31 protein-coding genes are annotated in these 24,461 nt (G+C 61.4%); 9 read left to right on the forward strand and 22 right to left on the reverse strand.

Translation table 11 applies throughout. The annotated features are described in order from the left end of the window. Window positions 1-47: 47 nt before the first annotated feature. From H0241_RS08900 to H0241_RS08915, 4 genes are all read left to right on the forward strand, one after another. Complete coding sequence (locus tag H0241_RS08900; RefSeq protein WP_181057063.1) at window positions 48-512, forward strand: RidA family protein; 465 nt, start codon at window positions 48-50, stop codon at window positions 510-512. A gap of 14 nt (window positions 513-526) precedes the next feature. Further along, complete coding sequence (locus H0241_RS08905; RefSeq protein ID WP_181057064.1) at window positions 527-1,255, forward strand: glycerophosphodiester phosphodiesterase; 729 nt, start codon at window positions 527-529, stop codon at window positions 1,253-1,255. Between the two features lie 55 nt (window positions 1,256-1,310). Then, window positions 1,311-2,525: a GNAT family N-acetyltransferase gene (locus tag H0241_RS08910; protein ID WP_181057065.1), complete on the forward strand. Its 1,215-nt coding sequence runs from the start codon at window positions 1,311-1,313 to the stop codon at window positions 2,523-2,525. A 215-nt stretch (window positions 2,526-2,740) separates the two neighbouring features. Further along, window positions 2,741-3,163: an HIT family protein gene (locus H0241_RS08915; protein ID WP_181057066.1), complete on the forward strand. Its 423-nt coding sequence runs from the start codon at window positions 2,741-2,743 to the stop codon at window positions 3,161-3,163. Between the two features lie 108 nt (window positions 3,164-3,271). On the opposite strand, the gene H0241_RS35590 is transcribed toward H0241_RS08915, so the two are convergent. Then, entirely contained in the window at window positions 3,272-3,754 is a 483-nt protein-coding gene (locus tag H0241_RS35590) for a hypothetical protein (protein WP_235984190.1), read from the reverse strand. On the opposite strand from H0241_RS35590, the gene H0241_RS08920 reads away from it, so the two are divergent. Next, the gene (locus H0241_RS08920; RefSeq protein ID WP_235984191.1) at window positions 3,728-4,378 is read left to right on the forward strand and encodes a phosphatase PAP2 family protein; all 651 of its coding nucleotides are present in this window, start codon (window positions 3,728-3,730) and stop codon (window positions 4,376-4,378) included. The genes H0241_RS35590 and H0241_RS08920 overlap by 27 nt on opposite strands. A gap of 77 nt (window positions 4,379-4,455) precedes the next feature. Here the strand turns inward: H0241_RS08920 and clpA are convergent, their stop codons facing one another. The 3 genes from clpA to H0241_RS08935 form a co-directional block, all read right to left on the reverse strand. Then, window positions 4,456-6,921 (reverse strand): ATP-dependent Clp protease ATP-binding subunit ClpA, encoded by a 2,466-nt coding sequence (gene clpA, locus H0241_RS08925; RefSeq protein ID WP_181057067.1) that lies wholly within the window; start codon window positions 6,919-6,921, stop codon window positions 4,456-4,458. Window positions 6,922-6,927: 6 nt separating this feature from the next. After that, the gene (clpS, locus tag H0241_RS08930; RefSeq protein WP_023671012.1) at window positions 6,928-7,254 is read right to left on the reverse strand and encodes an ATP-dependent Clp protease adapter ClpS; all 327 of its coding nucleotides are present in this window, start codon (window positions 7,252-7,254) and stop codon (window positions 6,928-6,930) included. 275 nt (window positions 7,255-7,529) lie between these two features. Further along, the gene (locus H0241_RS08935) at window positions 7,530-7,859 is read right to left on the reverse strand and encodes a phasin family protein (RefSeq protein WP_112561625.1); all 330 of its coding nucleotides are present in this window, start codon (window positions 7,857-7,859) and stop codon (window positions 7,530-7,532) included. A gap of 342 nt (window positions 7,860-8,201) precedes the next feature. Here H0241_RS08935 and H0241_RS08940 point away from each other — a divergent pair, with 342 nt between their 5' ends. Continuing rightward, complete coding sequence (locus H0241_RS08940) at window positions 8,202-9,581, forward strand: SPOR domain-containing protein (protein WP_210284824.1); 1,380 nt, start codon at window positions 8,202-8,204, stop codon at window positions 9,579-9,581. Window positions 9,582-9,626: 45 nt separating this feature from the next. On the opposite strand, the gene H0241_RS08945 is transcribed toward H0241_RS08940, so the two are convergent. The 6 genes from H0241_RS08945 to H0241_RS08970 all read right to left on the reverse strand — a co-directional run bounded on the left by H0241_RS08945 (window position 9,627) and on the right by H0241_RS08970 (window position 13,731). After that, the gene (locus tag H0241_RS08945) at window positions 9,627-10,325 is read right to left on the reverse strand and encodes a DnaJ domain-containing protein (RefSeq protein WP_181057069.1); all 699 of its coding nucleotides are present in this window, start codon (window positions 10,323-10,325) and stop codon (window positions 9,627-9,629) included. After that, window positions 10,325-11,056 carry a vWA domain-containing protein gene (locus H0241_RS08950; RefSeq protein WP_181057070.1) on the reverse strand — a complete coding sequence of 244 codons (732 nt, stop codon included), beginning with the start codon at window positions 11,054-11,056 and terminating at the stop codon, window positions 10,325-10,327. The genes H0241_RS08945 and H0241_RS08950 overlap by 1 nt, the downstream gene beginning before the upstream one ends. A gap of 105 nt (window positions 11,057-11,161) precedes the next feature. Beyond that, a complete protein-coding gene (locus H0241_RS08955) occupies window positions 11,162-11,599 on the reverse strand; it encodes a DUF1489 family protein (RefSeq protein WP_181057071.1) in 438 nt (145 codons plus the stop codon). Between the two features lie 72 nt (window positions 11,600-11,671). Beyond that, the gene (locus H0241_RS35595; protein ID WP_235984192.1) at window positions 11,672-12,037 is read right to left on the reverse strand and encodes a type II toxin-antitoxin system HicB family antitoxin; all 366 of its coding nucleotides are present in this window, start codon (window positions 12,035-12,037) and stop codon (window positions 11,672-11,674) included. Beyond that, complete coding sequence (locus H0241_RS08965; RefSeq protein WP_181057072.1) at window positions 12,007-12,261, reverse strand: type II toxin-antitoxin system HicA family toxin; 255 nt, start codon at window positions 12,259-12,261, stop codon at window positions 12,007-12,009. The genes H0241_RS35595 and H0241_RS08965 overlap by 31 nt, the downstream gene beginning before the upstream one ends. A gap of 66 nt (window positions 12,262-12,327) precedes the next feature. Continuing rightward, complete coding sequence (locus H0241_RS08970) at window positions 12,328-13,731, reverse strand: L-serine ammonia-lyase (RefSeq protein WP_181057073.1); 1,404 nt, start codon at window positions 13,729-13,731, stop codon at window positions 12,328-12,330. A gap of 211 nt (window positions 13,732-13,942) precedes the next feature. Here H0241_RS08970 and H0241_RS08975 point away from each other — a divergent pair, with 211 nt between their 5' ends. Together H0241_RS08975 and H0241_RS08980 are read left to right on the forward strand one after the other, a co-directional pair. Next, window positions 13,943-14,638 carry a cysteine hydrolase family protein gene (locus H0241_RS08975; protein WP_181057074.1) on the forward strand — a complete coding sequence of 232 codons (696 nt, stop codon included), beginning with the start codon at window positions 13,943-13,945 and terminating at the stop codon, window positions 14,636-14,638. 43 nt (window positions 14,639-14,681) lie between these two features. Next, on the forward strand, window positions 14,682-15,425 hold the full coding sequence (locus tag H0241_RS08980) for a DUF599 domain-containing protein (RefSeq protein ID WP_181057075.1): 744 nt from the start codon (window positions 14,682-14,684) through the stop codon (window positions 15,423-15,425). Here the strand turns inward: H0241_RS08980 and H0241_RS08985 are convergent. From H0241_RS08985 to H0241_RS09030, 10 genes are all read right to left on the reverse strand, one after another. After that, the gene (locus H0241_RS08985; protein ID WP_181057076.1) at window positions 15,374-16,171 is read right to left on the reverse strand and encodes a YdcF family protein; all 798 of its coding nucleotides are present in this window, start codon (window positions 16,169-16,171) and stop codon (window positions 15,374-15,376) included. The genes H0241_RS08980 and H0241_RS08985 overlap by 52 nt on opposite strands. Before the next feature lie 9 nt (window positions 16,172-16,180). Further along, on the reverse strand, window positions 16,181-16,894 hold the full coding sequence (locus tag H0241_RS08990) for a YEATS-associated helix-containing protein (RefSeq protein ID WP_181057077.1): 714 nt from the start codon (window positions 16,892-16,894) through the stop codon (window positions 16,181-16,183). Window positions 16,895-17,003: 109 nt separating this feature from the next. Continuing rightward, window positions 17,004-17,510, reverse strand: a complete 507-nt coding sequence (locus H0241_RS08995) for a hypothetical protein (protein ID WP_328824641.1) — start codon at window positions 17,508-17,510, stop codon at window positions 17,004-17,006. Window positions 17,511-17,604: 94 nt separating this feature from the next. Then, complete coding sequence (locus H0241_RS09000) at window positions 17,605-19,170, reverse strand: amidase (RefSeq protein WP_181057078.1); 1,566 nt, start codon at window positions 19,168-19,170, stop codon at window positions 17,605-17,607. Then, entirely contained in the window at window positions 19,170-19,625 is a 456-nt protein-coding gene (locus H0241_RS09005; protein WP_181057079.1) for a GNAT family N-acetyltransferase, read from the reverse strand. The genes H0241_RS09000 and H0241_RS09005 overlap by 1 nt, the downstream gene beginning before the upstream one ends. A gap of 7 nt (window positions 19,626-19,632) precedes the next feature. After that, window positions 19,633-19,920, reverse strand: coding sequence for an Asp-tRNA(Asn)/Glu-tRNA(Gln) amidotransferase subunit GatC (gene gatC, locus H0241_RS09010; RefSeq protein WP_181057080.1), 288 nt, complete (start codon window positions 19,918-19,920; stop codon window positions 19,633-19,635). Window positions 19,921-20,040: 120 nt separating this feature from the next. Then, the gene (locus tag H0241_RS09015; protein ID WP_181057081.1) at window positions 20,041-20,526 is read right to left on the reverse strand and encodes a hypothetical protein; all 486 of its coding nucleotides are present in this window, start codon (window positions 20,524-20,526) and stop codon (window positions 20,041-20,043) included. Window positions 20,527-20,700: 174 nt separating this feature from the next. After that, window positions 20,701-21,546, reverse strand: coding sequence for a radical SAM protein (locus H0241_RS09020; RefSeq protein ID WP_328824642.1), 846 nt, complete (start codon window positions 21,544-21,546; stop codon window positions 20,701-20,703). 90 nt (window positions 21,547-21,636) lie between these two features. Beyond that, complete coding sequence (locus H0241_RS09025) at window positions 21,637-22,053, reverse strand: hypothetical protein (protein ID WP_181057082.1); 417 nt, start codon at window positions 22,051-22,053, stop codon at window positions 21,637-21,639. 44 nt (window positions 22,054-22,097) lie between these two features. Next, window positions 22,098-22,805 carry a metal-dependent hydrolase gene (locus H0241_RS09030; RefSeq protein WP_181057083.1) on the reverse strand — a complete coding sequence of 236 codons (708 nt, stop codon included), beginning with the start codon at window positions 22,803-22,805 and terminating at the stop codon, window positions 22,098-22,100. 150 nt (window positions 22,806-22,955) lie between these two features. On the opposite strand from H0241_RS09030, the gene ruvX reads away from it, so the two are divergent. Further along, window positions 22,956-23,462 (forward strand): Holliday junction resolvase RuvX, encoded by a 507-nt coding sequence (gene ruvX, locus H0241_RS09035; RefSeq protein ID WP_181057084.1) that lies wholly within the window; start codon window positions 22,956-22,958, stop codon window positions 23,460-23,462. On the opposite strand, the gene H0241_RS09040 is transcribed toward ruvX, so the two are convergent. Together H0241_RS09040 and H0241_RS09045 are read right to left on the reverse strand one after the other, a co-directional pair. Next, window positions 23,380-23,721: a DUF6105 family protein gene (locus H0241_RS09040; protein WP_181057085.1), complete on the reverse strand. Its 342-nt coding sequence runs from the start codon at window positions 23,719-23,721 to the stop codon at window positions 23,380-23,382. The genes ruvX and H0241_RS09040 overlap by 83 nt on opposite strands. Next, window positions 23,721-24,344 carry a hypothetical protein gene (locus H0241_RS09045; protein WP_181057086.1) on the reverse strand — a complete coding sequence of 208 codons (624 nt, stop codon included), beginning with the start codon at window positions 24,342-24,344 and terminating at the stop codon, window positions 23,721-23,723. Before H0241_RS09045 ends, H0241_RS09040 begins: the two co-directional genes overlap by 1 nt. Window positions 24,345-24,461 lie beyond the last annotated feature (117 nt).

Genomic DNA, 24,461 nt, shown 5'->3' on the forward strand with positions numbered 1-24,461 from the left:
ATTTCGGCCCCTGCCAGCGCGGCGTCTCCAAGCAATAGGGAAATACCATGAGTGAAACAATCGAAAAGCGGCTAAGCGATCTCGGCGTGACGTTACCGGCCGCCGCAGCGCCCGCCGCCAACTATGTGCCCTATTGCAGGTCCGGCAATCTTTTGTTCACCGCGGGGCAATTGCCGCTCAAGGACGGCAAACTGCAGGCAAGCGGACTGCTCGGCCGCGACGTCGACACGGCAACCGGCAAGGAAGGCGCAAAATACTGCGCAATCAATATTCTGGCGCAAGCCAAGGCAGCGCTTGGCGATCTCGAAAAGATCCAGCGTCTAGTCAAGATCACTGTCTTCGTCGCATCAGTGCCGGATTTCGTCGAGCAGCATCTGGTCGCCAACGGCGCCTCCGATTTCCTGGTCGCCGTCCTTGGCGAACGCGGCAAGCATGCCCGATCAGCCGTCGGCACCGCGTCGCTGCCGCTTAATGCCGCAGTGGAAATCGAAGCCGTCTTCGAAGTCGCATAAGCAGGGACTGAGCAATGACCGATCTTTCCTGGCTGACCGAGCGGCCCGTCGCCCATCGCGGTTTCCATGATATGAACAAGACGCGCTGGGAGAACACGCTATCAGCCTTCGCTGCGGCCGCCGAGCGCGGCTATGCGATCGAATGCGACGTGCATTTGTCGTCCGACCGCGTTCCCGTCATCATGCATGACGGCGACCTCAAGCGGCTCACCGGCCAGGACGGCTTCGTCTGGCAGCGTACGGCGGCGGAACTGGCGGCACTCAGGATCGGCGGCACCAAGGACCACGTGCCGACGCTGCAGGAAGTGCTCGACCTGGTCGACGGCCGCGTGCCGATGGTCGTCGAACTGAAGGGCGTGCCCGGCTATGACGAAGGGCTGGTGGCCAGCGTCGGCAAGATGCTGAAGCGCTACAAGGGCAAGGCGGCGATCATGTCGTTCGACCATTGGCTGGTTCGCGATTTCCCCAAGGACGCGCCGGGCATTCCGGGCGGGTTGACGGCCTATGGCAAGGATATCAGGCTGATCGAGGCGCATTTCGCCATGCTGGCGCACGACCTCGCCTTCACCTCTTATGCCGCCGGCGACCTGCCGAACCCGTTCGTCAGCTTCGTGCGCGAAAAGCTGAAAATGCCTGTGATCACCTGGACGGTGCATGACCAGCCGGCGGTCGATCTCACCTTCAAATATGCTGACCAGATGACGTTCGAAGGGTTTGAACCCGATCTGGTCAAAGTCGCCTGACGGGAGTGTCTGAAACGTGACTTGTAGCGGCCCCGACAGAGCTTAAATAAGCGTCATGGATCAGGGTGATGAAGGCGATGGGCAAACGGCGAATGCGGAGTTTTCCATCCGCATCGCCGCTGGGATTAATGCCTTCACCTGCGATGAGTGGAACGGCTTTGCCGGCACCACGCGCGGCGGCACAGAAAACGGCTATAACCCTCTCGTTTCATATGCTTTTCTGAGCGCGCTTGAGGATTCCGGCTGCGCCGTGCGGCGCACCGGCTGGCAGGGCCATCACCTCCGGCTGGAGAACGCAGACGGCCGATTGCTGGGCGCGGTGCCCTGCTATCTCAAATCGCACAGCCAGGGCGAATATGTCTTCGACCATGGCTGGTCGGATGCGTTCGAACGCGCCGGCGGCAACTACTATCCGAAACTGCAATGCGCCGTGCCATTCTCCCCGGTCACCGGCCCTCGCCTGCTGGTCAGCAAGGGCGAGGACAGCGCAACTGTAAAGGCAGGTCTCGCGGCGGGCCTGAAGGCGGTAACGGAAAAGCTCGGTGTCTCGTCCGCGCATGTGACCTTCGCGCAGGAAAGCGACGTCGAGACGCTGGAGGCGGCCGGCTTCCTGCACCGCACCGACCAGCAGTTCCATTTCTTCAACGAAGGCTTTTCGACCTATGACGATTTCCTCGCCACGCTGGCGTCGCGCAAGCGCAAGGCGATGAGGAAGGAGCGCCGCGAGGCGCTCGCAAACGATATCTCGATCGACCGGCTGACCGGCAAGGACCTGACCGAAAAGGCCTGGGACGATTTCTTCGCCTTCTACATGGATACCGGCAGCCGCAAATGGGGCCGGCCCTATCTCAACCGCAAGTTCTTCTCGCTGATCGGCGAGCGCATGGCCGACGACATTCTGTTGGTCATGGCCAAGCGCAATGGCCGCTATATCGCCGGCGCCATCAACTTCATCGGCTCCGATGCGCTCTACGGGCGCAACTGGGGCTGCATCGAGGACCACCCGTTCCTGCATTTCGAAGTCTGCTACCACCAGGCCATCGACTTCGCCATCGAGCGCAAGCTGAAGGTGGTCGAGGCCGGCGCGCAAGGCGAGCACAAGCTGGCGCGCGGGTATCGTCCCGTGACCATGCATTCGGCGCACTACATCGCACATCCCGGCCTGCGCAATGCTGTGGCCGATTATCTCCGGCGCGAACGGCGCGAAGTCGAGCGGATGGGCGAAATTCTGGAAGAGCATACGCCGTTCCGCAAGGACCTTGAGGAATAGCGGTCTTGCAGTCCCGGGTGCGGTTCGATCCGTGCTCGCCAGCCGTGCCGCCTTGTGCAACGACGATCCAGTCGCCTGTTTCAACATCGCCTCGACAAAGGAACGGCGTTTCGATCGCGCGCTGGTCGAAGCCGACATGGGCCGATCTCGCCTGACCTGGCTTGTCGGTCCGGGGCAGCTTCGCTAAACCGGGAGCATACTCCCGGAGCGCCGCCATGACTTACGACCCCAGCAACATCTTCGCAAAGATCCTGCGCGGCGAAATCCCCTCGCACCGTGTCTACGAGGATGACGCGGTGGTCGTCTTCATGGATGTGATGCCGCAAGGGCCCGGGCACACGCTGGTTGTGCCGAAGGCGCCGTCGCGCAACCTGCTCGATGCCGATCCGGCGGCGCTCGGCCCGCTGTTCACGGTCGTCCAGAAGGTTGCAATGGCGGTCAAAAAGGCTTTCGGCGCCGACGGCGTCACCATCCTGCAGTTCAACGAACCGGCCTCCGGCCAGACCGTCTATCACCTGCATGTGCACGTCATCCCTCGCTTCGAAGGCATCGCGCTCAAGCCGCATACGGGACAGATGGAGAAGCCCGAAGTGCTGGCTGAGAACGCGGGCAAGATCCGGGCAGTGCTGAACGGTTGAGGTGGGGCGCCTCGGGCGATGCGCTCAGGCAAAATCCATTTGGATCGGTTAGGGAAGTATCAAGCCACCCCGTGGTAGCTTCCCGCACACTGTGATGCGTTTGGGTTCTCAAAAACCATGGGAAATTCGGTTGCGACATCGGAGCCGTTGGCAAAGGCAGTTGCCGGGCGGCTCTTTCTGAGCATCCTGGCGGACGCATACCGGCGACATCGGCTGCTGCACGCGATGGCCATCGTTTCCTTGCTTTTGGCAGCCGCGGTCGGCCTGCGTACCGGAAACATGCCGGATTTCAGCGTGCTGGAAGACTACGCCCAATACCTTCTCTTCGCTTTCTGGATAGGCGGCTGTGCCTTCGCACTCGGCAGTTTTTTTCACCTTGCGCTCATCAAGCGGGATCGCGAACCGCTCGGCACTTTTCTGCGATCGATGGCGAGCTTCTTCGGCAACGCCAAGCGCAACGCCAACAGCCTCAATGGTCTGGCTGCGAGCATCGCGCTCATATCCGCTTTCGGTGTGTTGAAGGGCGCGGTCGCGATCCTTTCGCCATTCGCGTGGGACCACGCATTGGCTCAGGCCGACCGGGCGCTGCATTTCGGTCGAGCTCCCCATGAATGGCTATGGTTTATCGTCCAGTCGCCGCTTGCGGTCAGACTGTTCAACCTGGCCTACAATTCCTGGTTCGTCGTCCTCATCGCCTCGGTCTTCATCGCTTGCATCACGCGCAACGACACGAAGCTGCGCCACCAGTTCCTGATGAGCTTCATGCTTGTGTGGATACTGGCGGGGTTCTTCCTGGCGATGGGCCTGTCTTCGGCAGGGCCGTGCTTTTACGAGCGGCTGGGGCTCGGCAGCGACTATCATTTCCTGATGCAAGCACTCACCGCTGCCAATCGGTCCTATCCTATCTGGGCGCTCAGCACGCAGGACATTTTGTGGAGCGGCTATATCGGGGCGACCCCCGGCAGTCTCGGTATATCCGCCTTCCCGTCCATGCATGTAGCGATGGCGGTGCTTTTCGCGCTTTATGCAACACGCCGCTCTCGGCTGGCTGGTCTGTTGATGTGGACATTCGCTGCAATCATCATGGTCGGCTCGGTCGTCCTTGGCTGGCACTATGCTGTCGATGGCTATGCGAGCGTGCTGATCTCGATCGCCATCTGGAAGGCGTGCGGTCTTTTCCTGGCTCGCTTCGCACCCGACGGCGTCGCGGCCTGACCTGAAAGTGCTGTTTCGGCACATCGGCCAGCCATGAAAAAGGCCCCGTCACCGGGGCCTTTTCATTGGCGAATTTTTTAGCCCTTGCGTGGCAGTTGCGGCACCAGGCTGCGCTTGCCGCCGTCCTTGCCCTTGGGCTCCGGCTTTTGCGCCACCGCCTTCTTGGCGACAGGCTTCTTGGCCACCGCCTTGCGCGCTTTCGGCGCTTCTTCCGGCTCCTGCTTCGGCTGCACCGGCGCCTCGTCGGCCAGCGATTCGAGCTTCAGGCCGGTTTCGCCGGTTTCCTTCTTCTCGACGGTGACGCGCACCGTGCCGCCCTTCTTGAGCTTGCCGAACAGCACCTCGTCGGCCAACGGCTTCTTGATGTGCTCCTGGATGACCCGGCCAAGCGGCCGCGCACCCATGCGCTCATCATAGCCCTTGTCGGCCAGCCAGGCGATCGCATCCGGCGACAGGTCGAAGGTGACACCGCGCTCGGAGAGCTGGGCCTCGAGCTGCATCACGAACTTCTGCACCACCTGATGGATGACCGGGATCGGCAGCGAGCCGAACGGGATGATCGCATCGAGACGGTTGCGGAATTCCGGCGTGAACAGCCGGTTGATCGCCTCGACATCGTCGCCTTCGCGCTTGGTCGACCCGAAACCGATCGCCGCGCGCTGCGCATCGGAAGCGCCCGCATTGGTGGTCATGATCAGGATGACATTGCGGAAGTCGATCTGCTTGCCGTTGTGGTCGGTCAGCTTGCCGTGGTCCATGACCTGCAACAGGATGTTGAACAGGTCCGGATGCGCCTTCTCGACCTCGTCGAGCAGCAGCACGCAATGCGGATGCTGGTCGACGCCGTCGGTCAACAGGCCGCCCTGGTCGAAGCCGACATAGCCCGGAGGCGCGCCGATCAGCCGCGAAACGGTGTGGCGTTCCATATATTCCGACATGTCGAAGCGGATCAGCTCGACGCCGAGCGAGGCAGCCAATTGCTTGGCTACTTCGGTCTTGCCAACGCCGGTCGGACCCGAGAACAGGTACGAGCCGATCGGCTTTTCCGGTTCACGCAGGCCGGCACGCGCCAGCTTGATCGCCGAGGTCAGCGCGCTGATCGCGGTGTCCTGGCCATAGACGACGCGCTTCAGCTCGATGTCGAGACCCTGCAGCACCTTCTCGTCGTCGGCCGAAACCGTCTTCGGCGGGATGCGGGCCATGGTGGCGATCGTGGCTTCGATCTCCTTGATGCCGATCGTCTTCTTGCGCTTGGCCTCGGGCACCAGCATCTGCGAAGCGCCGGTCTCGTCGATCACGTCAATCGCCTTGTCCGGCAGCTTGCGGTCGTTGATGTAGCGGGCCGACAGTTCCACCGAGGCCTTGATCGCCTCGTTGGTGAACTTCACCTTGTGGAATTCCTCATAATAGGGCTTGAGGCCCTTCATGATCTCGATGGCGTCCTCGATGGTCGGCTCGTTGACGTCGATCTTCTGGAAGCGCCGCACCAAAGCACGGTCCTTCTCGAAGAACTGGCGGAATTCCTTGTAGGTGGTCGAGCCGATGCAGCGGATGGCGCCCGACGACAGCGCCGGCTTCAACAGGTTCGACGCGTCCATGGCGCCGCCCGAGGTGGCGCCGGCACCGATCACGGTGTGGATCTCGTCGATGAACAGCACGGCGCCCGGATAATCCTCGAGCTCCTTGACGACCTGCTTCAGCCGCTCTTCGAAATCGCCGCGATAGCGGGTGCCGGCCAAAAGCGTGCCCATGTCGAGCGCGAAGATGGTGGCGTCCTGCAGCACTTCGGGCACGTCGCCTTCGACGATGCGCTTGGCCAGACCTTCGGCAATCGCCGTCTTGCCGACGCCGGGGTCGCCAACATAGAGCGGGTTGTTCTTGGAGCGGCGGCACAGCACCTGGATGGTGCGGTTGATCTCGCTCTCGCGGCCGATCAGCGGATCGATCTTGCCGGCCTTGGCCTTGTTGTTGAGGTTGACGCAATAAGCCGTCAGCGCATCCTGCTGCTGCTTCTTCTTGCCGCCTTCCTCCTGCGGCTCGGCGCCGTTCTGGCCGCCCTGCTCGTCATCGGCGCCGCGCGGCGAGCGCGTTTCCGATGCGCCCGGGCGCTTGGCGATGCCGTGCGAGATGTAGTTGACCGCGTCGTAGCGGGTCATCTGCTGTTCCTGCAGGAAATAGGCGGCGTGGCTCTCGCGCTCGGCAAAGATGGCGACGAGCACGTTGGCGCCGGACACTTCCTCGCGGCCGGATGACTGCACATGGATGACGGCGCGCTGGATGACGCGCTGGAAGCCGGCGGTCGGCTTGGAATCCTCATCGTAACCGGTGACGAGGTTGTCGAGCTCGGTGTCGATATAGGTGAGAACAGTGTGCTTCAGCTCGTCGAGGTCGACGTTGCAGGCGCGCATGACTGCGGCCGCCTCGGTGTCGTCGATGAGCGCGAGCAGCAGATGTTCAAGGGTTGCATATTCATGGTGCCGCTCATTGGCGAGCGTCAGCGCCTGGTGAAGCGCCTTTTCCAGGCCTTGGGAGAAAGCCGGCATGTTACCTCACTTCTTCTCCATCACGCATTGCAGCGGATGCTGATTCTGTCGGGCGAAATCCATGACCTGGGACACTTTGGTCTCGGCCACCTCGAATGTATAGACCCCGCACTCGCCCACTCCATGATTGTGAACATGGAGCATGATGCGTGTGGCGGCTTCGCGGTCCTTTTGAAAAAAACGCTCCAGGACGTGAACCACGAACTCCATGGGCGTGTAGTCGTCGTTGAGGATAAGGACCCGATAAAGGCTGGGCTTCTTGGTCTTGGTTTTCGTGCGCGTAATGACGGCCGTGCCGCGACCGGCCTCATTGCCGTCGCCGTCACTTTGCATCCGCACCACGCTTGTCGTGGCAGTCAAACCGATCGTCACGTATCCTGCCTCTTTCGAATCCCCATGCGAGTTCGACATGTAGGTGTTCGATGGACGATTTTAAGCCCTTCTTGTTAGCTGACAATATGGCTAGGTGGGCAAACCCAGGCGATTTTCAAAATCGTGAACCGCCAAAGCCCCGGAATTGAAACCGGCATGAAAAAACCCGGCCGCGCATCCGCGACCGGGTCTGTTTTGCAAGCCCGAAAGGCCGTGCCTGGTATTTTCGAGCGAAATTACTTCGCCTTGGCGACAATCGATTCGAAGGGCTTGTAGGCCTCCTTGGCGAGCTCGGCATAGAGATCGCCGAATTTGGTGGCCTCGGCAACGAAGCTCTCATAGCTCTGCTTGGCGAAGTCGGACTGGATCTCGATCGCCTTTTCCAGCGACTTGGCGGAGATCAGCTTTTCGACCGCGGCGCTGCCGGCTTCGAAGCTCTTCTTGGTGTATTCGCCAGCTTCGGTGGCGATCGCCTGCGCGCCCTTGGAGAGCGAAGCGAAGCTCTTCAATCCGGTGTCGGCAAACTCTTTGCCGTATTTCGAGAAGTCCTCATAGGTCTGGGTCATTTCACGTTTCCCTTGGCGGTTTTTAAAGCGCCCTTGCCTGAGCGCGGTTGTGCAATGCAGGAGAATATATTGTGCGCTGCACAAAAGTCAAGATTTCCGCGGCATCGGGCCGCGCTGCGCCGGCAACCGCTAAAATTCGACTAAACAAAGGCTCAAGCCCGAGGAAAATGGTGAACGCGCCGGTTACCATAAACGGATTGGTAACGCAGGCCGCGATAGTTTGACAGCAAGTGAGGACGGATCCCTTTGCCGCCTCCAGGGCAATGAGTTTCAAAGGAACTATCAGTGCGTCAGGCGTTGTCGGTCTTCGGTTCAAAATCCGTATCTCCCCTCAAAACGATCATGATCCTCGCTTTGGCGATGTCATTCGTCGTTGCGGGCGCCGCATCGTCGATGGCCGCCAGGTCGTCGGCGATCGTCGTCGATGCCAAGACCGGCAAGGTGCTTTATTCGTCCGATGCCAACGGCCGGCGCTACCCGGCGTCGCTGACCAAGATGATGACGCTCTATTTGACCTTCGAGGCCTTGGCGAAGGGCCGGATCAGCAAGAACACGCCGGTGCCGTTTTCGGCCAAGGCGGCGGCCGAGCCGCCGACCAAGCTCGGCGTCAAGGCCGGCGCAGCGGTTTCGGTCGAGACCGCCATCCTGTCGATGGTAACCAAGTCGGCCAATGATTCGGCGACCGCGCTCGGCGAATTGCTCGGCGGCAGCGAAAGCAATTTCGCCCGCATGATGACCGCCAAGGCGCGGCAGCTCGGCATGGACGGCACCGTGTTTCGCAATGCCAACGGCCTGCCCGATCCCGGCCAGTTCACCACCGCCCACGACATGGCGATGCTCGGCATCGCGCTCAGGGAACATTATCCGCAGTACTACGGCTACTTCTCGCAGCGCTCCTTCCTCTATGGGCGCCAGCGCATCAATGGCCACAACCGGCTGCTCGGCCGCATCAAGGGCGTCGACGGCATCAAGACCGGTTACACCCGCGCCTCCGGCTTCAACCTCGTCTCGTCGGTTTCCGACGGCAACCGACGCCTCGTCGCCGTCGTCATGGGCGGCACTTCGGGCCGCAGCCGCGACAACCAGATGGCCGGGCTGATCAACGCCTACATGCCGCGCGCGTCGACCCGCGGTGGCGGCGCCCTGGTCGCCAAGGCAGGCGGCGACAGTCCGATCAAGGCGCTGGCCAAGGTCTTCCTGCCCAAGCACGACGCGCCGACGCCCGACGACAAGCCGGTGATGGAAGACGATGCCGTGGCGTCCAACGACGATCCGACATCTGCCGACGAGCAGTCTGCTGACGAACAGACGGTGGCCGCGGTCGAAGAACCCGCACCCGTCGTCAAGACCAGGAAGGTCAAGACCGTCATCGTGACGGCGCCCAAGGTGGAAACGGCGCAAATGGTTGCCGCCTACGCCGAACCCACGCCAGCATCCCCTCAGGCGGTCGACCCGGTCAACACGGCCTCGGTGCCGTCGGGTTGGGCGGTCCAGGTGGCGTCTTCGCCCAAGCAGTCCGAAGCCCAGGCTTTCCTCGACAAGACCGCCAAGCAGGCGCCCAAAGTCCTTGCGGATGCCTCCGGCTTCACCGTCGCCTTCGACAAGGATGGCGAGACCTATTACCGCGCCCGGTTCGGCGGCTTCGGCTCGAAGGACGCGGCCTGGAATGCCTGCAACGCCCTGAAGAAAAAGAAGATCGCCTGCTACGCCGTCCAGCAATAGGGCGGCGCCGAAACCATCTCCCGGAAATTTACTGCGTCGAAGGAGTTAGTTGTGATTGGAGAGCAAGACGTCCTTGGCTTCATTGATCCGCGCCGCCAGGAAAGACGTGCCGCCGATGTCGGGGTGCAGGCGCTGCATCAGGCGGCGGTGCGCCTTGCGGACATCCGCCGCGGCGGCCCCCGCTTCAAGACCAAGGACCTTGTAGGCCTCCTCCTTAGTCATGGCGCCCGCACCTGGCGCAACACCCAGCCCTTCGCCACCGTTCGCCTCAGCGTCTTTGCGCCAGACGGGAAAACGGCCGTCAAGATACGTCTCTAACAGCTGACGGCTCTCCGGGTCGCCGGGGAGCTCGCGGTAAAGTTGCTGCAGTTCGGCCAGGCCCATCGCGCCCAGCATCTTGCCTTCATGGCGGCCGGCCAGAACCAGGCCTTCAAGCCCGCCCGTATCGTGATCAAGCTCCATTTCCAGTGCAGCAGTGCGCACCGTCGAGCGCTTGCCGGGCGCCAGCCCGACCGTCGGCCGCTTCATCCGCACCGAACCATACCAGGCAAGGGCCGCGGCCAGGATGAGGCCGGCAATGCCTTCACGGCCGACCACCAGCACGGCGAGGCCAACCAGCCCCAGAAGCACCGGCCCGAGCGTGCGCATGCCGCTTGCCAGTTTTTGCGGATCGGCGCGGACGAAAATCGTCGCCGCGCCAAGCAGCACCAGAAACAGTGCAACAAGTGCAATGATTGCGCCCATCAATTCCCGCCGCCCCTGAGATGCTCGATCAACAGCCGGTCTCCCGGCCTGTCCCTTGCCTCAAGTGCCTTCAATCCACCGGTCGCATAGACGGCGACGGCGGAAAGCAGTCCGGCCAGGGTCGCGGCGGCCCGCCGGTCAAATCGGAACCAGGCCCCTTTGGACAGTCGCGCGATCTCCTTGAACGCCTTTTCTGCGCCGGAATCATGACCTTCCTGGAAGACGAAGACGGGAACGCCGTGCAGGCCGAGGCTGCCGGCCTTCTGCGCCAGGTCGTCGATATCCTCTTCCATGGCGTCACCGATATAGACCAGCGCGTTGACCTTGGCTGTCGCGGTTTCCTTCAGCGCATGCGCCAGCACCTTGCTGATCTGGGTGTGACCGGCACGGCAATCGATCCGGGTCATCAATTGCTTCAGGGCGTTGGTATCGGCAACGAAGGCCGAGGACCGGCATTCACCCAGTCCGCGAAAATAGACCAGTTGGACACCGAGGGTTCCGGCCTTGCCGACGGCATCGAACATTTCGCCTTGCAGCTTGGTGGCGAGATCCCAGGTCGGCTGGCGGCTCATCGTCGCGTCGAGCGCAAGGATCAGCCGCCCCGAACCGGTCGCGAACGCGGCAAGCGCCCGTGCCTGACGGACAAAGGCGTCGATCTCGCCGGCATTGGAATGAGGCTTGACCGGCGCAGGACTGGCCTTTGCGGGCACGGGCTGCTTCTTGTCGCTCATAAGATGCAAGATGTGGCGTTGCCGGCCCGCTTGCAAGTCCAGCCTTGGACAAGATGGAGGGCCAGAGACCGGGACAGCGGTGTGAGGCGGATGCCGGCGCTGGCGCTAGAGCAGACCGAGATCGGCGAGCTCACGCTTCAGTTTCGGCGGCATCTCGACCAGTCCGGCTTTACTCTTGCCGATATCGGCCGGCGCATCCGATGGTTTCAGGTAACGCCAGCCCTGGAAGGCACGGCGTGGTTGCCAGTCGGTGCGCACGACTTCGAGGCCGAGCATCAGGCGGCAACGGCCGATGCCTTCATCGTCGGTGAAGGGGCGGATTTCGGTGATCAGCTGGCGGCACTGGACGCTGCCCTTGATCACCCAATAGAGCGAGCCGCCATCGGTGACTTCGGCGCCGCGCGTCGGCACCATGCGGGTCGTGTGCCAGTGTTCGGCCGGCTCGCCGGCGCGGCGTCGTTCATCGAGGCGAAAGGCGATCCACTCTTCGAGATCCTCGACGCTGTCGCAACCGACGCACAGTTTTAGGAGATTGAGTGCCATGGCGGCAATCTAGCGGCTGCACGCCGAGCCTTCAACGCTTTGGAAGGTTTTGCACAGGCAGAGCCCGTCAGCTCAGGAAGCTTGAGCGGCTGTTTTGATGGCTTCCGCAACCCATTCGTTGAGGCTCTTGTCCTCCGCCGCCGCTGCGGTCGCAGCCGCTTCATGCACACTGGGTTCTAGCCTCAGATTGAAGCGGCCGGAGAATTCACGGAAAGGCTCGATGTTCTTCTCCCTGCACAGGGTGAGGAACACCTCCAGGGATTTCGCACCCTCCACATGGAGTTGCTGGACGTCCTTGGCGTAGAAATCCGCGCCCCCGGCCAGCCCCAGAAATTCGCCCCTGAGCATTTCGATCTCCGGATCGAAAGACACCAGCGCCTTGTGACCGTCGATCTCTATGATGTTTTTCATGGTCTCACTCCATGGCTTTCCAGCCATTTCCTGATGCTCGACACTGCACCTTTGTCCGTGTCCGGTGTTGGATGTGGTCGATGAAAGACACGAATCTCCCCGAACAGAAACACACCGACGCGTGATCCTTCGCGCTCACTCACCTCGGCACCCAAGGCCACGAACAGAGCCTCAATTTCCGACCATCGGATTGTGCCGCTTACGGGGCGCGCGAAAATCTGGACCAGCGTCGCTTGGTGCTTGCGCTTCATGCCAATCTAGTACCATTAAATGGTATCATTTCGCAAGGCTTCAATGGAAAAATGGGCTGTGCCCCTTCAACACTCGACGACATTGACGGCCAGCCCGCCCAGGCTGGTTTCCTTGTACTTCTCGTTCATGTCGAGGCCGGTCTGGCGCATGGTTTCGATCGCCGCGTCGAGCGGCACGAAGTGGATGCCGTCGCCTTTGATGGCGAGCGATGCGGCGGTCACCGCCTTGACGGCGCCGAGCGCATTGCGCTCGATGCAGGGCACCTGAACCAGGCCGCCGACGGGATCGCAAGTCATGCCGAGATGGTGTTCGAGCGCGATCTCGGCGGCGTTTTCGACCTGCTCGGGCGTGCCGCCCATGACGGCGCAGAGGCCGGCCGCGGCCATCGCCGAGGCCGAACCGACCTCGCCCTGGCAGCCGACTTCGGCGCCGGAGATCGAGGCGTTGGTCTTGATGATGCCGCCGACGGCGGCGGCGGTCAGCAGGAAGTCGCGGATGCTCGGCTGGTCGGCCTCGGGGTGGAAATGCAGCCAGTAGCGTAGCACCGCCGGCAGCGTGCCCGCAGCGCCATTGGTCGGTGCGGTGACGACGCGGCCGCCGGCGGCATTTTCTTCGTTCACCGCCATGGCGTAGATCGACAGCCAGTCATTGGCGAGCAACGGGTTGGGCTTGTTCTGCTGCCACTGTTCCTGCAGCTTGTCGTGCAGCATGCGGGCACGGCGGCGCACTTTCAAGCCGCCCGGCATGATGCCGTCCTGCGACAGGCCGCGGTCGATGCAACCCTTCATGGCGCCCCAGATGGCGTCGAGGCCGCTGTCGAGCTCCTCGCGCGACATATGCGACTCCTCGTTGACGCGCTTCATGTCGGCAATCGACAGACCGCTTTTGCCGGCCATCTTCAGCATCTCGACGGCGTTCTTGAAGGGATAAGGCACTTTCTTGCCTTCGGTGGTCACCGAACCCTTCACCTTCATCCGCTGCAGCTCTTCCTCGGACACGACGAAGCCGCCGCCGATCGAATAATAGATGCGTTTGAGCAGCAGCCGGTCGCCGGCATCATAGGCGTAAAACGCCATACCGTTGGCGTGGCCGGTGAGCGGTGTCTTGCGGTCGAGCACCAGATCCGTTGCCGGATCGAAGCGGTAGGAGGGATGGCCAGGCGGCGAAATCCGCTTGTCGGCCGCGATGCGCGTGGCGATGCCGTCAGCCTGATCGGGATCGACCGTCTGCGGCGTCAGGCCGGCAAGGCCGAGGACAACGGCGCGATCGGAGCCGTGGCCGATGCCGGTATAGGCGAGCGAGCCATGCAGGCTGGCGGCAATGCGATCGACCTTGACGCCTGCCGGGCGTGGCCAGTCATCTCCGGCGATCTCGTCGAGAAACCGCCGCGCCGCTGTCATCGGCCCCATCGTGTGCGAACTCGACGGTCCGATGCCGATCTTGAACAGGTCGAAAACCGAAAGGAACACGCTGCGCCGTCTCCGAGAATGGGATCAAGACCTACATATAGGACTTTCCAAGATGTTTGTGCTGTTTTGACAAACGCGGCGCTGCACCCGCCGACCTTGTTTGCTCCGGCAGCGACATTGATTGCTCGACCATGACGGCGCGGCTATCCTGAACAGTGCGCCCCGGGGTGCGCCCGCAGCGTTCGTTTCTCGTCTGCCGAGGGAGAGAGCCGTGCTTACGTTGAATGCCAGGCCGCAGCCGGTGCGCATCGCGCCTGCCGAGACCGCCGTCGTCGTGGTGGACATGCAGAACGCCTTTGCATCAAAAGGCGGCATGTTCGACCTCGCTGGCTTCGACATATCCGGCGCCGCACCGGCAATCGACGCCAACAGGCGCTTGCTCAAGGCGGCACGCGTGGCTGGCGTCAGCGTCATTTACCTGCAGATGTCGTACAAGCCCGATCTCAGCGATGCGGGAGACGCCTCGTCCCCGAACCATCACAAGGAACTGGGGATGGTCATGATGCGCGAGCGTCCGGAACTTGCCGGCAAACTGTTGATCGACAACAGCTGGGACTGGCAGATCGTCGACGCGCTGAAGCCCGAGCCGGGCGACCAAATCATCCGCAAATCGCGCTATAGCGGTTTTGGCAACACTGGCCTGGAATCGTACCTGCGCGCCCGCAAAATCCGAAATCTGCTGTTCACCGGCGTCGCCACCAACGTCTGCGTAGATGCAACCGCGCGTGACGCCTACATGCTGGAATTCTGGCCGATCCTGGTCGAGGACGCGATGAACCATTCGGGCCCCGACTTCAACCGCCAGTCGACGCTGTGGAATTTCGAACACGCCTTCGGATGGATCACCAGGACTGACAGCGTCGTCGAGGCGTTGCAGATGGAAACCGCCGCGCCTTTGCCGGCCTGAGCCAACCGTCGAACTGACCGCGTTGCCTGTGATAAAAGGGGGCATGGGCGATTCCTTCCATCTTTCGACGGCCGATCTCGCGGCGCTGGCCTTCTTCCTCCTCGCATGGGTGCTGCATACGCTGGCGTCCGACGGCCGACTGGTCAGCCGGGTGTCGCTGACGATGGCGATGAACGTACAGCGCGAGGCCTGGATGCGCACCATGGCCGAGCGCGAGATCCGCATCGTCGATACCGCCATCATGAGCGGCCTGCAGCAAGGCACTGCCTTTTTCGCCTCCAGTTCGCTGATTGCGCTCGGCGGCTGCTTTGCACTGCTCGGCGCCTCGGACCAGGTGCTTGCTGTGTTGAACGACTTGCCGCTAAACGCGACCTCGTCGCGGTCGGCCTTTCAGATCAAGGTCTTTGGCCTGGTGCTGATCCTGGCCTTCGCCTTCTTCAAGTTCGGCTGGGCCTACCGTCTCTTCAACTATTGCACGATCCTGATCGGCGCGGTGCCGATCCCACATGGCGAAGCATCGCGCAATCCGGTCAGCGAAACGGCGGTGTGGCGCGCGGCGCGCATGAACATGCTGGCCGGCAAGCATTTCAACTCAGGCCTGCGCGCCGTGTTCTTCTCGATCGGCTATCTCGGCTGGTTCGTCGACCCGATCGTGTTCGTTTTGTCGACGCTGCTGCTTCTGGCGGTGCTGGTGCGGCGCCAGTTCTTCTCGGCGGCGCGGCAAGCAGTGATCGGTCAGCCGCCCGGTCCGGGGAAAAGCTGGTCGATCCGGCCTGACAGCCAATAGGCGGCAAGCCCGATCCATTCGCGGATCGCCATGGTCGTGGTCTGCAGCGAATCGGGTGCGTTGTCGCGGAACAGGCCAATACCCTCCGTACCCGAGGTGCGATAATCGACAGGCCAGGGAACCGTCGGAAAGCCGGCCTTGTCGAACAGCGCCTTGGCGCGCGGCATGTGGAAGGCGGAGGTCACCAGCAGCCAGGTCTCACCCGGCTTCGGCGTCACCAATTCCCTGGTGAAGACGGCATTCTCATAGGTGTTGCGGGATTTGTTCTCGAGCATCAGACGATCGGCGCTCACGCCGAGCGCGTCGAGCAGGCGTGGCGCGGTGGCCGCGTCGCCCTCACCCTCGATGAACAGTTCGCCGGTGCCACCCGAGATAACCACCTTCGCGTCGGGAAAGCGCCGTGCAAGAATTGCGGTCTCGACCATACGGTCTCCGCCGGAATTCAGCTCATAACCACCGCGCACCAGATTGATGGCGCCCTCGAACCCGCCGCCGAGCACGACAATGCCGTCGACCTTTTGCGGCAGCGGTGGCCTCGGAAAGCGCTCTTCAAGCGGATTGAGCATCATGGCACCGAGCGACGTCCAGGCCGAAAGCGCGAGTATCAGGAAGGCGAGCACGCTGCCAGTGGCGGCCAACCGCCGGCGACCGAACAGCGCCGCGAGCAAGCCAGCCAGCAGCAGGAAGATCGCCAGATTGAGCGGCTGGACGAAAAACCAGAATATCTTGGAAAGATAGAAGAACAAAAAATACTCTCACAAAATTGCTTGATAAAGAATAGACCCTGTCCTATTCGATATATAATCTTTTACCAAACCCTTTCTTGCGAGTCCGGCCAAAATTGATCGAAGCTCCGGGATGCTTATCGCCGTCTCTTTTGATATCCCCGTTATCGATCTCCTGACGTACTCATCATTGCGCAGCGCGCTCATCACGGAGTTTTCTTTTGCGTTTAAAATCTTAGGATCGTAATTTAGGCTCTCGGTGGAAGACTCCACTCTCTGGCCTTTGTTTTCTATTATCTCTGCAATCAAATCGCTTTGTACGTTGTTTTCTTGCTTTATACTTGAAATCGATTTGCGATTTTGGTCAGAAACTTCCAGTGCCCGGGCAGCCATACTATCGATAAAATTTGACGCCGTTGCACCAGCTAATATACAGAATCCAAAAACCACAAGCATGTCGTCCAATATTGGAAGAATATCATCAGAAGCAAGTATTTGAGAGATTATCTCATTTTGGCCGACCGACAAGAAAAGCGGAACAACAAAAGCTGCAGCGATACCCGGCACACCTACTCTTAAGAAAACTTCATGCAATTTCGGCGGTATGTCTTGGATATCCAATTTCGTATCCACCACAACGTTGCTGCTATGGGTGGTCGTCACAAACTTGCGACTCCACGAACCGAGCATTCCACCAATAGGCAAACTAGCCAAGAAAAAGGCCGCGATGCCAAAGTTAGACATATTGAAACCGCCCTTAACCCACCCACGGGCAGTCAACCGCTATTCAAGGTAGAATTCAAGTTACTTTCGTCTACCACCACTTTTCCGGCTGGAAGGTACCGGCCGCCTGTTAGGTGACATGGGCGGTCTGGAACAGGTTTCCTCGTCGAAGGGCCGGCCGATCAGCTGGGAAACTGCCATATCGCCAGCTCGCATTTTCACGGCCGATGAAATGCTCGACCGCACTTGCCACAGCTTCCGCCTCGGAACGGCTCAACTCCCGGCCGAAAGCAAGGACGCCATTCGCGTTGGTCAAGCTCATGACTTCTGACAGTCCCACTTCGTCCGTCGGATAGGTATGGTCGAGGATTTCGACCCTAAGATGCCCTTTCAAAGGCAATGACGAACGATTTTGCAAAGAACCCCTGACGTTGCGCACGGCTGCGGCTTCGGTCAGCCGCAGGGTTTCCTTGCCGAACACCAGCCAGATGAAATCCTTGCCGAGGAAATAGGTGAAGAGGGCAATAACCGCCACGAACGACAGCAGGCCGAGAGTGCCGCTGGTGACCGTCGCGGGCGACGTGTCGGTCAATCCCATGTAGCCGGTGTAGGCAACGATCGCTGCCCCGATCAGCACAAAGCCTGTCCTGAAATCCGAGGTGCGTGGTGGGTTCGTGATCAGCAGTTCGTCTTCCGTCTCGACGATGGAAATGCGAGACGGGGGCAGCATGCTACCACCATTTCTCCGGCTGGAAGGTGCCCGCCGCCTGTTCGATGACACTGGCGGTCTGGAACAGCGTTTCCTCGTCGAAGGGGCGGCCGATCAGCTGCAGCCCGAGCGGCAGGCCCTTGGCGTCGAGGCCGGCGGGCACGCTGATCCCGGGAAGCCCGGCCATGTTCACGGTTACGGTGAAAATGTCGTTGAGATACATCTTGACCGGATCGGCGGCCATGTCCTCGTCGGCGATGCCGAAAGCGGCGGACGGCGTCGCAGGCGTCAGGATGACGTCGACGCCGGCGGCAAAGACGGTCTCGAAGTCGCGTTTGATCAGAGTGCGCACCTTCTGTGCCTGCAGATAGTAGGCGTCGTAGTAGCCGGCCGACAGCACATAGGTGCCGATCATGATGCGGCGCTTGACCTCGCGGCCGAAACCGGCGGCGCGGGTCTTCTCATACATGTCGACAATGTCCTTGCCCGGCACGCGCAGGCCGTAGCGGACGCCATCATAGCGCGCGAGGTTGGACGACGCCTCGGCGGGTGCGACGATATAATAAGCCGGCAAAGCATATTTGGTGTGCGGCAGCGAAATATCGACGATCTCGGCGCCGGCATCCTTCAGCCAGGCAATGCCCTTCTGCCACAATGCCTCGATCTCTTCCGGCATGCCGTCGACGCGGTATTCCCTGGGAATGCCGACCTTCATGCCCTTGATCGGCTTGCCGATCGCCGCCTCGTAATCCGGCACCGCCCGGTCGACCGAGGTGGTGTCCTTGGCATCGACCGACGCCATCGACTTCAGCAGGATCGCGGCGTCGCGCACGTCGCGGGCGATCGGACCGGCCTGGTCGAGCGACGAGGCGAAGGCGACGATGCCCCAGCGCGAGCAGCGGCCATAGGTCGGCTTGATGCCGACGGTGCCGGTGAAGGCGGCAGGCTGGCGGATCGAGCCGCCGGTGTCGGTGGCCGTGGCACCGGCGCACAGGAAGGCCGAGACGGCCGAAGCCGAGCCGCCCGACGAGCCGCCGGGCACCAACTGGGCATTATCCAGCGTGCGCGCGGTCTTGGTGCCGCCGGCCGAAACAAAACCGCCATCGCCCTGATGCGTGGTCGGCATCACCACCGTGTCGAGGCGCGAGCGCCGCCACGGGTTGACGACCGGGCCGTAGTAGGAGGTCTCGTTGGACGAGCCCATGGCGAACTCGTCCATGTTGAGCTTGCCAAGCATGACGGCGCCGTCGGCCCACAGATTGGCGGTGACGGTCGATTCGTAGCGCGGCTTGAAGCCGTCGAGCACATGACTGCAGGCCTGGGTGTGGACGCCTTCGGTGCCGAACAGGTCCTTGATACCGAGCGGGATGCCTTCCAGCGCACCGCCCTCGCCTTTCGCCAGCTTGGCATCCGAGGCCTTGGCCATGTCGCGCGCTCTGTCGCCGGTGACGACGATATAGGCGTTCAGCGACGGATTGGCGCGCTCGATGGCCGAGAGATAGGCCTCGGTGATCTCGGCGGCGGTGATCTCCTTGCCGCGCAGCTTGGCGCGGGCCTGCGAAATCGTCAGATGGGTCAGTTCGCTCATCAAAGGCTCTTTTCGTAAAACACCGACCACTCGGAATCGGGATAATCCAGCACCGGGCCGCAACGTGAGAAGCCCGCGCGCTCATAGACGGCCCATGCCGCGGGATGGCGATCGCCGGTTTCCAGCACCAGCCGCTTCAATCCTTCTTGACGCGCCAGCGTCTCGACGTGCTCGACGATTTTCGCGCCGATCTTGCGCCCGCGATACGAGGGCCGCGTGTACATGCGCTTGACCTCGCCGACGCTGGCATCATGGCGCTTCAGCGCGCCGCAGCCGATGGCAAGGCCCTCGTCGCGGGCGATGAAGACCGTGGTGTCTTCGCCCGCCATCTGCTCGACGGTCAGGTGATAACAGTGCTCCGGCGGCGTCAGTTCGAGCAGCGTCGCGTTGAGCTCCTCGACCAGGGTGCGCACGTCGTCCTGCAGCGGCGTTTCGATGGCGATCTCGATTGCCATCGGCCGGCTACTCCACGACCTTCGGCACGAGGAAGAAATTCTCGTCGGTGGCCGGCGCGTTGGCGACGATGTCGGCGGCCTTGTTGCCGTCGGTAACGATGTCTTCGCGCTTCTTCATCTCCATCGGCGTCACCGAGGTCATCGGCTCGACGCCGGAGACATCGACCTCGTTCAGTTGCTCGACAAAGCCCAGAATGGCGTTCAGCTCGCCGGTCATGCGCTCGGCATCCTCCTCGCTCACCGCAATGCGGGCGAGACGCGCAACGCGCTTCACTGTCTGCAGATCAACGGACATTTTGAAACCTTCGAAAAACCAGCCCGCGCTATAGCGGCGCAGAGCGGCGCGCGCAACATATCGGGCAACATTTGACGCCTCAGCCAGGCTGTATCCTACTGAAAGACGTAGCTTGCGCGCTTACGGCTTTGCGCCGAGATCGCATCGATCACCAGTTTGCGGTTGTCTGGAGTATCTCCAAGGATCATTGCCGGTGCGCAAACCAACGATCACATCTTCCCGACCGGACCATTGTTCCGGCATAGCAAACGTCGAATGGACCCAATTGGCATCCCAATCGTCCAATCGGGGAAAACCGGAAATCGTCTCTACAACCTTGAACTTGATACGAATGCTATTCGCAGAGGGACCCGATAGCTCCTCCGCCAGTTGTTGATTGCCATTCCTACTCAGTGTTTCGAAAAACTTGCGCTGCCGCTCCTGTATTTCCGGGTCGAATAGCGGTTCGTAGGACGTCATCTTGGCGCGGACTATCACCTGCGCATTGCTCATGTAATTCAGATCCAGCTCGTGAAAAGTCGCGCACGCTGTGGCTGTGTCGGGCAGTGAAAACAGGCTCAAAAAGATTGATGCCAACACAGCACTCAACTTTGACGCCTTGTTCATGCCGCTCTCCGTGCCTTGTCTGCATTCTGAGACGATCATCGACAATCAAGGCAAATTGACGCCGTCGTACGGGTAATAGCTGCCGGTGTTGCCGGACTTGGGCCGACGATAAACGCCCTTGATGCGGTCCTCGGCAGCCGACTCGGGTGATGCCGCAACCGGCATGGATCGTGCTCAGGGCTGCGCTGCGGTGGCCGCCCGGGCCTTCGGCATGCGCAGCGGAAGCGGCAATTCGAATAGGCGCTCCTTGGCCGGGCACATGCCGCACGCAGCTTCGTCCTCGAGGACGGCGAAAGCGTCAAGTTCGGCGCGCGAGCAATCCGGGTCGAGCGGCTGATAGGCGAGATAGCGATCCCATTTGTCGGCAAGGCGGTATTTTGCCTTCTGCATCGGCAAATAAGCCAATGCAGCGCATTTCCAGATGCGCCCATCGAGGAGCTGCTTGCAGTGGCGGGCCGGACAGGCCTCCCAGCTGGCACGCGGGTCGCCATCCTCGAATGGCAGCATGGTGTCGCCAAAACCTTCGTAACGCCGGGTCCAGTTCTTGTGCGCCGGACGCACCTTGGCGACGAAACCGTGTTCTTGGCGCCATTGTTCCAGAAGCGCGAAGACCGGTTTCAACCTGTCCCGGTACTCCTCGGAATCGTGATGCACGGAGATCACAAGGCGCGCGTCCGGGTCCGCCGCAAGGACGACCGGCAGTGTCGGGTGGCGGTGCAGGAAGAAGCCGTTCGAGACGATCTCGATCTGGGTATGCGGCCAATGTCGCCGCACCAGACCGACAAATTGCGGCAATTGCGGATGGATGGTGGGCTCGCCGCCAAGCAAGGAAAACCGGGTGACCGAGACGTGCCGGCTCCACAATCCCATCCAGCGGTCGGCATCCTCAAGCGACACCGTGCCGGAATGGGCATGGTTGGAATAGTGCGAACAGCTTTCGCAGGCCAGGTTGCAGCCATGCGCGACATGCAGTTCGAGCTTCCGGAACACCGGCTGCTCTTCCCGCAGAAGCGATCTCACCCGTTTCAGCATCCCCATGGGGCCACGCTAGCACGCAGATGTGTGCGGTGCATCATGCCGTCGGCAGCAATTTCAGCCTCTTATATTGCTCTAAGGCAGGGACACGCCGTCGCAGAGGTAATAGCTGCCGCCATTGCCGGCCTGCTCGCCTTCGTCGGCGGTCGGGCGCACCGAGACGATGTCGATTTGCGTCGCGTTCATCTGCGTGATCGACAGCACGTCGGGAAAGAGAAAGCCCGGCTCCTGGCAGATGGCGGTGACCGCCCAGCTCGGCGAGCGCGTCGCCTTGGTGACCTGGACGAACTCGCAATTGTACTCGACGCTTTGCAGGCCGTCCGCCGACAAGATGACATTGCCGGCGTCGATCAGGGTCTGCAACGTGTCCTTTTTGGCTTGCGCACAAAGCTCCTGGGTTTGGAAATAGACGCCCTTGATGAAGTCCTCCGCGGCCGATGCGGGTGACGCCGCAACCAGCATCGAAACGCAAAGAGTCCTTCTCAAGGCCATGGTTTCATTCCCTTTTGCGACAAGGGATCGTCCAAACGATCGCTCTATAGTGTGATCGTTTGGCCGATTGCTGGCAAGGCCACGTCGACGTCAGATCCTTCGAGGCCGGCGACGAACTTTTCCGCCGTCGGATCGATGATCGGGAAGGTGCCGAAGTGACAGGGCACGACCGTGTCGAAATGGAAGAAGCGCCGGCAGGCGAGGGCCGCCACCGCCCCGCCCATGGTGAAGCGGTCGCCGACCGGCACGATGCCGATCTTCGGCTCATGCAATTCGTTGATCAGCGCCATGTCAGAGAAGATGTCGGTGTCGCCCATATGGTAGAGCGTCTTGTCCTCCGGGAAATGCAGGACTAGTCCGCCGGGATTGCCGAGATAGACGTTCTGGCCACCATCGAGGCCGAACGACGAGGAATGCAGCGCCTGGACGAAGGTGGCGGTGAAAGTGCCGCAATCGACGGTGCCGCCGAGATTGCCGGGATTGATCTTGTTGCCGTCGACGCCCTTGCCGACCAGGTACATGCAGATCTCGAAATTGGCGACCAGCTGGGCACCGCTCTTCTTCAGCACCTCGACCGCGCCGCTAATGTGATCACTATGGCCGTGGGTCAGCAAGACATGGGTGACGCCTTCCGCGGGGCCTTCCCAGCCGCCAGTCCATGACGGATTGCCGATCAGATAGGGGTCGATCAGGATGGTCGCGCCTGATGTCTCGATGCGAAAGGCCGAATGTCCGTACCAGGTCAATTTCATCAATCGTGTTCCTCGATTTTGGTTGCGCCGGAAGATAGAACGCCGGCTGCGAAATTAAAGTGACATAGTATGCTCGCGGTTCAAAAGAACGTGTCACGCTCGTTGTGACGGTAAGACTGGGTCACGGTAAAACTGGTTTGGGGAAAGCCCTTGGGCATCATAGCAATCGAGGATCTGCCGGCACGCTTGGAAGGCGGCAGGACGCTGGCCGGGCTCGACCTCGGTGACAAGACGATCGGCGTCGCTGTTTCCGACCGCGGCCTGTCCTTCGCCCATCCGCGCCCGGTGATCCTGCGCAAGAAATTTTCGCTGGATGCGGCAGCGCTGCTTGCCCAATTGCAGAAGGACAATATCGGCGCGTTTGTGCTCGGCCTGCCCATCAATATGGACGGGTCGGAAGGTCCGCGCGCTCAGAAATCCCGCGCCTTCGTGCGCAACATGGCTGGGATGACCGACCTGCCCTTTGTGCTGTGGGACGAGCGGCTGTCGACGGTCGCAGCCGAGCGGACACTGATCGAGATGGATTTCTCGCGCCGAAAGCGCGCCGGCAAGATCGATTCGGCGGCGGCGGCCTTTATTCTGCAGGGAGTTCTGGACCGGCTCCAGTCGCTTGGCTCATCCGATCGGCCGGAACCGGATTCCCCACCTTTCGCCTGATCCAGGCCATGATGTTGCGTCGGCGGCGGAAAGCCCACAGCGCCATCAGCAGGAAGCCGTCAAAGACGCAAGCCCTTGCCACCATACCCGGAATGATCGCCGGATCGATGCCCAGCATCTGGCCGTAGAGCTGGAACACGACATCGTGCAGTTGCCGGCTGAGCATGACGTAGCCGAAATTGATGTCGTTGAGCGACAGGAAGAACCAGCCCCAGAAAAGAGCGAGTGGGGCGGCCCACAATGCGAACAGCGTACGCATCAGTGACCGTCCCTGCGGCTGGAGCCGCCTCTGTGGCCACCATCTCTGGGGCCACCATCTCTGGGACCGCCATCTCTTGGACCAATGTCGGGTCGGCCGGAAATACGCGACAGCAAGGATCCGTGCGCGGCGCCTTGTGCCATCGCATGCGCCGTGGCGCGGCTCTCGGCCTCCCGCGAAACCGCGCCGGCGAAAACCGATCTCCGCTCGGCAAGCATGGCGACGTAGGAGGCCAGAAGTGCCGCCAGTTGCACGGCGACAACCATAAACAGGCCGTTGATGCCCTGCGCGGCGCCGCCGATCAGGATGAGCGACAGGACGGCGGATGCGGAAATAAAGGCGGTCCGCGCCACACTGTCGGCTCCGTCCGGGCTCGCTGCGGCGTTAACCAAACTCTCGACGAAGACCCAGCAAAACAACACCGCGACGACCAGCAACGCAATGGCCAGCGGTGCCACGACGGCAGCATTGTCGAGATCGACCAGACGGGTGTTTTCCATGACGACGCCAAGTACCCCCAGAGCGCCTGCAACGCCGCGGTTTCCATCCATGCAGATGAACGCTAGCAGGGCGAAAACCACCGCCCAGTGCAAGGCCAGAAAAGAGGTCAAAATGGGCCGCATGGCATTCCTGCTTTGGTGACAAAGACAGTGGGCCTTGCGGCCTGCCGCTGCAATGGAAACCATTTGTTAAGGTTAACGTCCATCCACAGGCTGCGGTAAATTCGTGGTGATAGGCTG

The sequence above is a fragment of the Mesorhizobium neociceri genome (assembly GCF_013520985.1).
GTDB classification, from domain to species: domain Bacteria; phylum Pseudomonadota; class Alphaproteobacteria; order Rhizobiales; family Rhizobiaceae; genus Mesorhizobium; species Mesorhizobium neociceri.

What these genes read in the sequence shown, in the direction of transcription:
- H0241_RS08900 (WP_181057063.1), top strand. Translation starts at nt 48, where the DNA reads ATGAGTGAAACAATCGAAAAGCGGCTAAGCGATCTCGGCGTGACGTTA.
- H0241_RS08905 (WP_181057064.1), top strand. Translation starts at nt 527, where the DNA reads ATGACCGATCTTTCCTGGCTGACCGAGCGGCCCGTCGCCCATCGCGGT.
- H0241_RS08910 (WP_181057065.1), top strand. Translation starts at nt 1,311, where the DNA reads ATGGATCAGGGTGATGAAGGCGATGGGCAAACGGCGAATGCGGAGTTT.
- H0241_RS08915 (WP_181057066.1), top strand. Translation starts at nt 2,741, where the DNA reads ATGACTTACGACCCCAGCAACATCTTCGCAAAGATCCTGCGCGGCGAA.
- H0241_RS35590 (WP_235984190.1), bottom strand. Translation starts at nt 3,754, where the DNA reads ATGCAGCGCCCGGTCGGCCTGAGCCAATGCGTGGTCCCACGCGAATGG.
- clpA (WP_181057067.1), bottom strand. Translation starts at nt 6,921, where the DNA reads ATGCCGGCTTTCTCCCAAGGCCTGGAAAAGGCGCTTCACCAGGCGCTG.
- clpS (WP_023671012.1), bottom strand. Translation starts at nt 7,254, where the DNA reads ATGCAAAGTGACGGCGACGGCAATGAGGCCGGTCGCGGCACGGCCGTC.
- H0241_RS08935 (WP_112561625.1), bottom strand. Translation starts at nt 7,859, where the DNA reads ATGACCCAGACCTATGAGGACTTCTCGAAATACGGCAAAGAGTTTGCC.
- H0241_RS08940 (WP_210284824.1), top strand. Translation starts at nt 8,202, where the DNA reads ATGATCCTCGCTTTGGCGATGTCATTCGTCGTTGCGGGCGCCGCATCG.
- H0241_RS08945 (WP_181057069.1), bottom strand. Translation starts at nt 10,325, where the DNA reads ATGGGCGCAATCATTGCACTTGTTGCACTGTTTCTGGTGCTGCTTGGC.
- H0241_RS08950 (WP_181057070.1), bottom strand. Translation starts at nt 11,056, where the DNA reads ATGAGCGACAAGAAGCAGCCCGTGCCCGCAAAGGCCAGTCCTGCGCCG.
- H0241_RS08955 (WP_181057071.1), bottom strand. Translation starts at nt 11,599, where the DNA reads ATGGCACTCAATCTCCTAAAACTGTGCGTCGGTTGCGACAGCGTCGAG.
- H0241_RS35595 (WP_235984192.1), bottom strand. Translation starts at nt 12,037, where the DNA reads ATGGCTGGAAAGCCATGGAGTGAGACCATGAAAAACATCATAGAGATC.
- H0241_RS08965 (WP_181057072.1), bottom strand. Translation starts at nt 12,261, where the DNA reads ATGAAGCGCAAGCACCAAGCGACGCTGGTCCAGATTTTCGCGCGCCCC.
- H0241_RS08980 (WP_181057075.1), top strand. Translation starts at nt 14,682, where the DNA reads ATGGGCGATTCCTTCCATCTTTCGACGGCCGATCTCGCGGCGCTGGCC.
- H0241_RS08990 (WP_181057077.1), bottom strand. Translation starts at nt 16,894, where the DNA reads ATGTCTAACTTTGGCATCGCGGCCTTTTTCTTGGCTAGTTTGCCTATT.
- H0241_RS09000 (WP_181057078.1), bottom strand. Translation starts at nt 19,170, where the DNA reads ATGAGCGAACTGACCCATCTGACGATTTCGCAGGCCCGCGCCAAGCTG.
- H0241_RS09005 (WP_181057079.1), bottom strand. Translation starts at nt 19,625, where the DNA reads ATGGCAATCGAGATCGCCATCGAAACGCCGCTGCAGGACGACGTGCGC.
- gatC (WP_181057080.1), bottom strand. Translation starts at nt 19,920, where the DNA reads ATGTCCGTTGATCTGCAGACAGTGAAGCGCGTTGCGCGTCTCGCCCGC.
- H0241_RS09015 (WP_181057081.1), bottom strand. Translation starts at nt 20,526, where the DNA reads ATGAACAAGGCGTCAAAGTTGAGTGCTGTGTTGGCATCAATCTTTTTG.
- H0241_RS09025 (WP_181057082.1), bottom strand. Translation starts at nt 22,053, where the DNA reads ATGGCCTTGAGAAGGACTCTTTGCGTTTCGATGCTGGTTGCGGCGTCA.
- H0241_RS09030 (WP_181057083.1), bottom strand. Translation starts at nt 22,805, where the DNA reads ATGAAATTGACCTGGTACGGACATTCGGCCTTTCGCATCGAGACATCA.
- H0241_RS09040 (WP_181057085.1), bottom strand. Translation starts at nt 23,721, where the DNA reads ATGCGTACGCTGTTCGCATTGTGGGCCGCCCCACTCGCTCTTTTCTGG.
- H0241_RS09045 (WP_181057086.1), bottom strand. Translation starts at nt 24,344, where the DNA reads ATGCGGCCCATTTTGACCTCTTTTCTGGCCTTGCACTGGGCGGTGGTT.